Below are 9,412 nucleotides of genomic sequence, written 5' to 3' on the forward strand. Positions count from 1 at the left end.
CCGCGCCGTCGTCCCGGGCGACCGGAGGGAGACCCGGGACCCATTCCGGAACCTCTTTCGGAAAGGCTCAGGAATGGATCCCGGATCTCCGCTTCGCTCCGTCCGGGATGACAGCGTGAAAATTCAAACCCGGACCGCTTTGCCCGCGTCGTCGAACAGGTGCAGATGCTGCTGCGGGAAGGCGAGCGCGACGCCCGAGCCGCGCTGGTGCTCGCTCTGGCCGTCGAGCCGAAGCGTGATCTGGGGCAGGCCGGGTGATGCGCCGTAGAGATAGCTCTCACCGCCGAGCCGCTCGACCAGCTCGATGGCGAGCGGCACGCCGCCATCCTGCGCGGCGAGCGCAAGGTGCTCGGGCCGGATGCCGAGCGTGACCGACGCCCCTGCAGGGAGGCTCCCGGTCGCGCAGGCGACCTCGTGGCCGGCCTCGCCCAGTGCGACCGCGCCTGACCGTACCACTTTGCCCGGCAGCAGGTTCATCCGCGGCGAGCCGATGAAGCCGGCGACGAAGAGATTGTCGGGCCGGTTGTAGAGTTCGAGCGGCGTGCCGACCTGCTCGATCTTGCCGCCCTGCAGTACGACGATGCGGTGCGCCAGCGTCATCGCCTCGACCTGGTCGTGCGTGACGTAGATCATCGTGCCGCCGATCTCGGCATGGAGCGCGGCGAGCTCCTTGCGGGTCGCGACTCGGAGTTCCGCGTCGAGGTTCGAGAGCGGCTCGTCGAACAGGAAGATTTTTGGATCGCGCACGATGGCGCGCCCGATGGCCACGCGCTGGCGCTGGCCTCCGGAGAGCGCCTTGGGCTTGCGCTCGAGATAATCGGTCAGGCGCAGCATGCCGGCGGCGCGCTTCACCCTTTTGTCGATCTCGTCGCGCTTGAAGCCCATATTCTCCAGCGCGAAGGCCATGTTCGCGTAGACGCTCATATGCGGGTAGAGCGCATAGGACTGGAACACCATGGCGAGGCCGCGCTCGGAAGCCGGCAGCCCGGTGACGTCCGCACCGTCGATCGCGATCGTGCCGCCGGTGATGCTCTCCAGCCCGGCGATCGAGCGCAGCAGCGTCGACTTCCCACAGCCGGACGGGCCGACGAAGACGACGAACTCGCCATCCGCGACATCGAGGTCGATGCCATGCAGCACCGTGGTCGCGCCATAGCTCTTGCGGACGCCGGAGAGGCTCAGTCCCGCCATTATTTCATTCCCGTATTGGCGATGCCGGTGGTGATGAAGCGCTGCAGGAAGACGAAGACCAGCGCGACCGGAAGCAGCGTCACCACCGTCATCGCGAGCAGGTAATGCCACTGCGTCTGCAATTCGCCCTGGAAGGCGTTGAGGCCGATCTGCAGCGTATAGGCCTCGGTCTTGGTCAGCACCGCGAGCGGCCAGAGGAACTCGTTCCAGCGCCACATGATCGAGAAGATCGCGAGCACGGCCAGCGCCGGCATGGCGAGCGGCATGACGATGCGCCAGTAGATCTGCCACTCCGAGGCCTTGTCCATGCGCGCCGCCTCGATCAGGTCGCGCGGCAGGGTCAGCATGTATTGGCGCAGCAGGAAGACGCCGGTCGGCGTCGCCGCGCCCGGCAGGATCACCGCCCAGAGCGAATTGACCAGGCCGAGCTTGGTGATGACGAGATAGACCGGCACCAGGATGATGGTGATCGGGATCATCAGCGTGCCGATCACCATCAGCATCACCGCCGTCTTGCCACGGAACTCGTAGATCGAGAGCGCATAGGCGGCCATCGAGTTGATCACGAGGGTGATCAGCGTCGCGACCACGGTGACAAAGACCGAGTTCCACAGGAAGCGCGTGAAGGCGAAGCGCTCCAGCGGCTCGGTGTAGTTCTCGGTCGCAAGCTTGAACTCGCGCACCGGGACGCGCTTGTCGATCGGCACGCGGATGCTCTGGCCGGGATTGGCGGGGTCGATCATCTGCGCCTGGATGCCGATGCGACGAACCTGCGCCAGCACCCGCTTCGAGCCGTCCTCCATCGTCACTTCGAAGAGCGGCAGCGGCTGAGCATGGCCCTCGACCCGGACCTCCTTCTGCGACATCGGCAAAAGCGAGGGCGGGAATTCGAGCAGGCCGGCTTGCGTCTTGAAGGAGGACAGGCCGAGCCAGAGCACCGGCCCGAACATCAGCACGACGCCGAACGCGAGATAGGCGTAGGCCGCGATATCGGTCCAGTGCCAGCGGCCGGGATTGCGGCGGGCGACCGCCATGCGAGCGAGCCTGTTCATGCTGCCCCCTTGCGGCGGCTCGCCGCGAGCTGGAGGAGCGTCAGCGCAAACAGCACGACGCCGAGCACGACGGAGGCGGCTGCCGCGAGGCCGAAATTCTGCACCTGATTGGCGAAGGCGGTCTCGTAGATGTAGTGCACGACCATCAGCGTCGCGGTGCCCGGGCCGCCGCCGGTCAGGACGAAGACCTCGTCGAAGGTCTGCACGCCACGGATCAGCGCCAGCACGATCACGACGATCATGTTCGGCCAGAGCAGCGGCAGAGTGATGCGCCAGAACACGCGCCAGCGCGGCGTCGCGTCCATCTCGGCGGCTTCATAGAGATCGGCGGGGATCGCCTGCAGGCCGGCGAGCAGGATCAGCGTGTAGAAGCCCATATGGGCCCAGATCGAAACGAACACGATCCAGAACATCGCCCAGCTCGGATCGACCAGGAACAGGATGCGCTCGCCGCCGAGCGAGGTGATTGCGGCGTTGAGCAGGCCGTCGCGCTGCAGGATCCACTTCCAGGTCAGCGCCACCACCACCGGCGAGAGCAGCACCGGGAAGAAGTAGACGGCGCGGAAAAAGCCGCGCGCCCGGATCTTCATGTTCAGCACCACCGCCGTCAGCAGCGAGAACAGAACCATCGCCGTGACCTGGAAGACGGTGAAGCGCGCCGTATTGGAAACGCCGCGCCAGAAATGGTCCTCGCGGCAGGAGGACGGATCGAGGAAGGAGCCGCAATCGAAGAGATAGGCGTATTGCTGCGCCCCGACGAAAGGCCGCTCGGAGGGGAACAGCCCTGCCCCGCCCGTCACCGAGAAGATGAAGTTGATGATGAGCGGCAGGAAGACGAAGAGCGAGAAGAAGGCAAGATTGGGCAGAAGGAAGATATAGGCCATCCGGCGCTCGCCGATCAGCCGCTGCAGCGCCTGCATCGGCCAGTCAATCAGCCGCATCAGGACCGCGAGCGGCGCAGCGAAGAGGCTCGCTGCGCCGGCGCGTTCCGCCTGCGCCGCCGGGATGGGAGCGTCGGAGGCCATCCGGCTTACTTCTTGCGCTCGGCGATCTGCTGGGCGATGTCGGATTCGATCCGCTTGAAGGCCTCGTCGAGGCTGCCCTCGCCCGAGATCGCCTGGCCGAGCCGGCTGATCACCGCGTTGAAGATCACGCGGTTGTTGACATAGCCCTGCAGCTGATAGGCGACCGGCGAGAGCTGGGCGACCTGGTCCGAGAACACCTTGAGCGCAGCCTTGGCCGGGGCGCTGGCGCCCTGATAGTCGAGGCCCTTGGCGGCGATGCCGAGATGGCCGGGCACGAACAGCGAGCGGGCATAGAACTCGCTCAGAACCGGCTCGCTGGCGAGATATTCCATCACCTTGGCGACGGCTTCCGGGCTCTTGGTCGTCTTGATCGCGACGAGGCCGGCTCCGCCCGGCATGCCCGAGCAGGCAGCGGCGCCGCAAGGCGCGGGAACCGCGACCCAGTCGAAGGCGTCGCCGACCGTCTTGTCGAACTGGGCGATCTGCCAGGAACCCGACTGGTACATCACGACCTGGGCGTTCTTGAACTCGTCATTGGCGCCGCGGTAGGCTGTGCCGGAGACCGAGCCCCAGAGCTCCTTCTTCATCACGCCGTTGTTGTGCCAGTCATAGACCAGCTTGGCGCCGCGCTTGAAACCATCGTCGATCACGGCCGGCTCGCCCTTGGCGTCGAAGACCTTGGCGCCCTCGGAGATCGCGACCGAGAAGAAGCGGTGGCCCGAGCGGTCCATCGCCAGCGGGAACGGCGCCTGGACCTTGGCGGCGACATCCTTGACCGCCTTGCCCCACTCCTCCCAGGTCGCCTTGGCGCCGGGCATGGCGATGCCGGCCTGTTCGAACAGTGTCTTGTTGACGAAGGGACCGGAGACAGTGAGCTGCGTCATGAAGCCGGTGATGGCGCTGTTGTCGCCCTCCGGACGCATCCAGGGCAGGAACGGCCCGAAGTTCTTCTCCCAATAGGCGGCGTCCTTGAGGTGAGGACGCAGGTCGAGTGCGTAGCGGGCGACGCCGCCGAGATCGACGACGCGGGCGATGTCAGGCCCCTGGCCGGAGGCGAGCTGGACGGGGAGGTTCTCGGTGATGGCCTTGTAGGGCACCTGGTCGAGCACGACCTTGATGTCCTTGTTCTGGGCCTCGAAGCGCTTGAGCAGGTCGGTAATGACCTCGCCCTCATTGCCGTCGGAGTACCAGGCGATGCGCACCGTGGTCTGGGCCTGCGCGATCCCGCCCATGACGAGGCCGGCCGTCAAGGCGAGCGCCGAAATCCAATGCTTGCTGTGCATGAGCGTTCCATCCCGCTTGAACCGACGCCTCCCGGGGCGTCTTGACAATCATTAAGGCAAACGTTTGCCTAGATTGTCAACCGACCCCGCCGGCGTCATTGCTGCGCGCTCGGAAAATGAGCCCGCCCCGCGCAAGGGAGCCGGCCGGAGGAACCGATGAGGGCGAGGCCTGTACAATCGATGGAGCCAACGGCATCGCTTGCCACTGTGGCAGCGGATGCCGGCGTCTCGGTCGCCACCGTCTCGCGCATCGTCAACGGCAAGAACGGACGGGCCTCCGCCGAGACCGTGGCGCGGGTCGAGGAGGTGATCGCCCGCCTCGGCTATCGGCCGAATCCCGTCGGCCGGGCCCTGAAGCGCCGCGCCAGCCGGGTCGTCGCCATGCTCTCGCCGAACCTGGACAACCCCGCAATGGCGGCGATCGCGGTCTCGACCGAGGCCGCGCTGCGCGATGCCGGCTATGTGATGATCCTTTGCGACACCCATGACCGCGCCGAACTGCAGGACGACTATCTGCGGGCGATGCGCGGCCAGTACGTCGCCGGCTACGTCATGGTCGGCGCGCTGCGCAGCCGCGGTCTCGAAGAGGCGATCGGCCGCGGCGACCCGATGGTCTTCGTCGCCCGCCACAACCCGCTCGGCGGCGGCGCCTATGTCGGCATCGACAACCGGGCCGCCGGCGCCGACGCCGCCGATTTCCTGCTGGCGCAGGGCATAGACCGTCCGGCGGTGCTGATGGCGGCGCAGAATGCCTCGAGCACCGCCGAGCGCGCCGAAGGCTTCATCGCCCGGCTGGTCGCGCGCGGTGTGCCGGACGAGGCGATCAGGCGCGCCAGCGTGCCCGGGCTATCGCATGTCGAGGTCGGCTATGCGGCGGCGAGCAGCCTCGTGCGCGAAGGCGACTGGCCGCGCGGCCTGTTCTGCGTCAGCGACATGATCGCCTATGGCGCCTATCGGCTGGCCTGCGAATCCGGCGTGCGCGTCCCGCAGGACTGCATGCTGGTCGGCGTCGACGGCAATGCGATCAATGCCTGGATCGCGCCCTGGCTGACCTCGATCAGGGTGCCCTACGAGAATTTCGGGCGCCATGTCGTCGACCAGCTGCGCTCGCTCTGGGGCGGCGCCGCGACCGCCGAGATCCGCGTCCCCCATGGCAGCCTGACGAGTTGAAACCTCACCAGACCCAACGATTCGAGGCTGCGGAGCGCGGCAGCCGGCCATGCTGCTTGCCGTCCGAGGCCGGGCGAGGTTGCTTGCTGGCTCTCTGCTCGGATGCCCTAGGGCAGTTGCTGATCCATCCCTCTGTCGGTTCGGCGCACGGACAAGCGCGCGGCGATCTTCCGGGCGACAAGCCAACCTTGCGGGCAGCCTCAGCTACGGCGGCAGCAGGATTGTAACCGGGGCAACCGCGCCCGATAGGATTTCAAGCTTCCGCCGCAAGTTGCGAGGCGATGGTCGCGGAGGTGCGGCGCAGGGCGGGCAGAATGCCGTCCAGCAGGCGCTGGCGCGGCCCGGCTCCGCGCAGGACAAGGCTGCTCAGGGCCGCCACCGTCTGCCCGTCCACGATGATCGGCACGGCCACGGCCCAGATCTGCGACTGGTAGACCGCATCGAGATAGCGCTCATGCGCGAAGGCGTAGCCATTCTGCCGGGCCGTGGCGAGCCGCTCCTCGAGGCCCTCCCAGAGTTCGGGCGAGGCGTCCCAGATCTCCTTCGACTGCCGGAGGCGTTCGAGCTGGGCTTGCAGTGCGTCCGGCGCCAGCCCGGCGAGCTGCATGATGCCGACGCCGGTGGCGAGCAGCGGGATGCGCGCGCCGAGGCGGCCCGGAATGGAAAGCCCCTTGGCGTTGCGGTTGGTGTAGACGATGACCATCGCATCGTCCTCCAGCGTCGCCAGATTGGAGGGCCAGCCGATCTCGGCCCGCAGATTCTCGATCAGCGGCTCGGCGAGCTGGAGCAGGCGCGAAGTGCCGTCATAGCCGTTGCTCAGCAGCTTGGTCCGCGCGGTCACGCCGAAGGTGACGCCATCCGTGCGGCGATAGACATAGCCCGCCTCGATCAGCGTCTCCAGGATCCGCACCACCGTCGGCTGCGGCAGCTTGGCGGCCCGCGCCAGATCGGTCGCGGTGATCGGGCTCTGCTCGCTGACGAGGCGAAGGACCGTCAGGCCGCGCGTAATGGCGCGAACAGGCTCAAAGGAGGGCATGGAGGCGTTGTCGGGCCCTGTGATGCGCCGGGGCGGGCCCCGGCCGGCGACAAAAGGAAAATGCGGGGCGCATACGCGCCATGTCCCACTTCAGGCGTTGCCTCCCGTCAGGTCAAGCGCGCGCGCGATCAGGGCGGCCTGCTCGGCTTCATGGCGCTCGATCGAGCCTCCCGCCGCGACCGGCAAAGGCGGCCGGGCGACGATCGCCGGCGCGCGGTCGCCAAAACGCGGATCGCGCCGGAGCTGCTGCGCGACATGGGCGAGCGCGCCCTGGTTCTCCGGCTCTTCCTGGCACCAGACCAGCTCCGCGTCGCCATGCTGGGACAGGGCCCCGGCCAGTTCGTCGGCCGGGAAGGGATAGAGCTGATCGACCCTGACGATCGCGATCTCGTCCTCCAGCCCGAGCCCGGCGCGGGCGGCCGCGAGTTCGTAGCCGATCTTGCCCGAGCAGAGCACGACGCGCCGCGCCGGCTTTGCGGCCTTCTCGAAGACGACCGGGCGGAAGGCGGTTCCGGCCGCCATCTCCTCCAGCGTCGAGACGCAGGCCTTCTGCCGGAGCAGTGCCTTCGGTGCGATCACGAAGAGCGGCTTGCGCCAGGGCGCTTTCACCTGGCGCCGCAGCAGATGGAACAGATTGGCAGGCGTCGAGGGATTGGCGACGATCATGTTGCCGCCGGCGCAGAGCTGCAGCAGGCGCTCGATCCGGGCCGAGGAATGGTCGGGCCCCTGGCCTTCCAGTCCATGCGGCAGCAGGATGGCGAGGCCGGACATCAACTCCCATTTCGCTTCCGCCGAAACGATGAACTGGTCGACCATGATCTGGGCACCGTTCAGGAAGTCGCCGAACTGCGCCTCCCAGAGGATCAGCCGGTTCGGATCGGCGAGGCTGTAGCCATATTCGAAGCCGAGCACGCCATATTCGGAGAGCGGGCTGTTCACCGCCTCGAAACCGGCGCCGCCGGAGGCAAGGCCCGCCACCGGCATGAGATGCTGGCCGGTCTCGACATCGTGCACGCCGAGATGGCGCTGGGTGAAGGTGCCGCGGGCGCAATCCTGTCCGGAGAGCCGCACCGGCACGCCTTCCGACAACAGCGAGGCGAAGGCGAGTGCCTCGGCGGTCGCGAAGTTGATGTCGCCTCCGCTCTCGATCGTCTCGAGGCGCGTGCGGTAGAACTGCGCGACCTTGGCGTGGGGCTTGAGCTCATCCGGAATCAGGCTGGCCTCACGGCCGATCGCGCGCAGCTGCTCGATCGCTACACCCGTCTCGATGCGGGCAAGCATCTCTGCCGCGCCCGCCCTCGCGATCCCGGCCCAACCCTCGGGCCGCACTGAGGAGGCATTCGGGCGCTGGCTCTCGATGGCGGCATAGCCCTCCTGCATCTCCGCCTTGAAGGCTTCCGCCAGCCCAGCGACCCGATCCGGCGCCGCGGCATCGAGGCCGGCGACCACCGCGGTGAAGCTGTCGCGCAATGAGGGGCGAGCGTCGATGGCGGCCCAAATCTTCGGCTGGGTGAAGCGCGGCTCGTCGAGTTCGTTATGGCCGTTGCGGCGATAGCAGACGAGGTCGATCAGCACGTCGCGGTGGTAACGCCTGCGCCAGGCCAGAGCGAGCGCGGCGACCCGTGCGACGGCAACCGGATCATCGCCGTTCACATGCAGAACGGGCGCGCCGACCATCTTGCCGATATCGGTGCAATAGCGCGACGTCCGGCCTTCAGAGGCGTTTGTGGTGAAGCCGATCTGGTTGTTGACGACGAGATGGACCGTGCCGCCGACCTCGTAGCCGGCGAGGCCGCCGAGCTGCAGCACTTCGCCGACCAGCCCCTGGCCGGAGAAGGCGGCGTCGGTATGGAGCAGCAGGCACAGGACGTCGTCGCCGACCTTGCCGCGCTTGCCCCGCGCCAGCCCGGTGACCACAGGCGCGACGGTCATCAGATGCGACGGGTGCGGCGAGATCGACAGCTTCATCTGCCGTCCGCCATGGCTGACCTCGCCGGCATAGCCGAGATGGTAGGGCACGTCGCCGGTGAAGTCGGGCCCGCCATCGGTCAGGTCCCGGCCCTTGATCTCGGCGAGCAAGGTACCGACCGGCTTGCCGAGAACGGTGGCGAGCGTCGCGAGGCGGCCGCGATGCATGCCGCCGATCACGGTTTCATCGAAGCCGGCGAGGCAGGCCTCGCGCAGCAATTCGCGCAGGAAGACGATGGCGCCTTCGGCGCCCTCGACGCCGAAGCGCTTCTTCGACGGGAACTTGACCTTGATGAAAGTCTCGAACGTATCGGCCAGCACGATCGCGTCGAGCGCGCGGTTAGCCAGGTCGACCGGAGTCTGCGCCGCAAACAGCGCTTCGAAGGCGCCGTAGAGCCAGTCGCGAGCCTCGTCGTCCTCGACCTGCTGCGCCTCGAGCCCGACCTTGCCGGCATAGAGGCGCTGCAAATCGCCGGCGAGGCTTCCGAGACTGGTCTCGCATGTCTCGCCGGCGAGGGTGACGCGGGTGGTCAGGCCCGGCTGGGCCGCCACCTCGGCGCGCAGGCGCTCGAGCGGCACGGCGGGCGTAGGTGCCGTGATCTCGAGCGGATCGAGCGCCGCTTCGCGATGTCCGAAGCGGCGATAGGTGTCGACCAGCCGCAGACCGAGAGCCTCGCCATTCCCGCG

At 67.6% G+C, this 9,412-nt stretch carries 7 protein-coding genes; 1 reads left to right on the plus strand and 6 read right to left on the minus strand.

The genetic code is table 11. The features are described from left to right. Positions 1 to 123: 123 nt before the first annotated feature. From RKE40_RS04005 to RKE40_RS04020, 4 genes are read right to left on the minus strand one after another with little or no spacing between them, the layout of a single operon-like run. Entirely contained in the window at positions 124 to 1,191 is a 1,068-nt protein-coding gene (locus tag RKE40_RS04005; protein WP_316016936.1) for an ABC transporter ATP-binding protein, read from the minus strand. Next, positions 1,191 to 2,243 carry a carbohydrate ABC transporter permease gene (locus tag RKE40_RS04010; RefSeq protein WP_316016937.1) on the minus strand — a complete coding sequence of 351 codons (1,053 nt, stop codon included), beginning with the start codon at positions 2,241 to 2,243 and terminating at the stop codon, positions 1,191 to 1,193. The genes RKE40_RS04005 and RKE40_RS04010 overlap by 1 nt, the downstream gene beginning before the upstream one ends. Then, on the minus strand, positions 2,240 to 3,268 hold the full coding sequence (locus tag RKE40_RS04015; RefSeq protein WP_390893215.1) for a carbohydrate ABC transporter permease: 1,029 nt from the start codon (positions 3,266 to 3,268) through the stop codon (positions 2,240 to 2,242). Before RKE40_RS04015 ends, RKE40_RS04010 begins: the two co-directional genes overlap by 4 nt. A gap of 5 nt (positions 3,269 to 3,273) precedes the next feature. Beyond that, positions 3,274 to 4,551, minus strand: a complete 1,278-nt coding sequence (locus RKE40_RS04020; protein ID WP_316016938.1) for an ABC transporter substrate-binding protein — start codon at positions 4,549 to 4,551, stop codon at positions 3,274 to 3,276. Positions 4,552 to 4,707: 156 nt separating this feature from the next. Here RKE40_RS04020 and RKE40_RS04025 point away from each other — a divergent pair, with 156 nt between their 5' ends. Next, the gene (locus RKE40_RS04025; RefSeq protein ID WP_316016939.1) at positions 4,708 to 5,721 is read left to right on the plus strand and encodes a LacI family DNA-binding transcriptional regulator; all 1,014 of its coding nucleotides are present in this window, start codon (positions 4,708 to 4,710) and stop codon (positions 5,719 to 5,721) included. 253 nt (positions 5,722 to 5,974) lie between these two features. Here RKE40_RS04025 and RKE40_RS04030 read toward each other — a convergent pair whose 3' ends face one another. Together RKE40_RS04030 and RKE40_RS04035 are read right to left on the minus strand one after the other, a co-directional pair. After that, complete coding sequence (locus RKE40_RS04030) at positions 5,975 to 6,757, minus strand: helix-turn-helix domain-containing protein (RefSeq protein ID WP_316016940.1); 783 nt, start codon at positions 6,755 to 6,757, stop codon at positions 5,975 to 5,977. A 90-nt stretch (positions 6,758 to 6,847) separates the two neighbouring features. Further along, the coding region (locus RKE40_RS04035; protein WP_316016941.1) for a 2-oxoglutarate dehydrogenase E1 component at positions 6,848 to 9,412 on the minus strand (2,565 nt) is incomplete at its 5' end.

The organism is Allobosea rubneri (genome assembly GCF_032464875.1).
Classification (GTDB): Bacteria; Pseudomonadota; Alphaproteobacteria; order Rhizobiales; family Beijerinckiaceae; genus Allobosea; species Allobosea rubneri.

What these genes read in the sequence shown, in the direction of transcription:
- RKE40_RS04015 (WP_390893215.1), bottom strand. Translation starts at nt 3,268, where the DNA reads ATGGCCTCCGACGCTCCCATCCCGGCGGCGCAGGCGGAACGCGCCGGC.
- RKE40_RS04010 (WP_316016937.1), bottom strand. Translation starts at nt 2,243, where the DNA reads ATGAACAGGCTCGCTCGCATGGCGGTCGCCCGCCGCAATCCCGGCCGC.
- RKE40_RS04030 (WP_316016940.1), bottom strand. Translation starts at nt 6,757, where the DNA reads ATGCCCTCCTTTGAGCCTGTTCGCGCCATTACGCGCGGCCTGACGGTC.
- RKE40_RS04020 (WP_316016938.1), bottom strand. Translation starts at nt 4,551, where the DNA reads ATGCACAGCAAGCATTGGATTTCGGCGCTCGCCTTGACGGCCGGCCTC.
- RKE40_RS04025 (WP_316016939.1), top strand. Translation starts at nt 4,708, where the DNA reads ATGAGGGCGAGGCCTGTACAATCGATGGAGCCAACGGCATCGCTTGCC.
- RKE40_RS04005 (WP_316016936.1), bottom strand. Translation starts at nt 1,191, where the DNA reads ATGGCGGGACTGAGCCTCTCCGGCGTCCGCAAGAGCTATGGCGCGACC.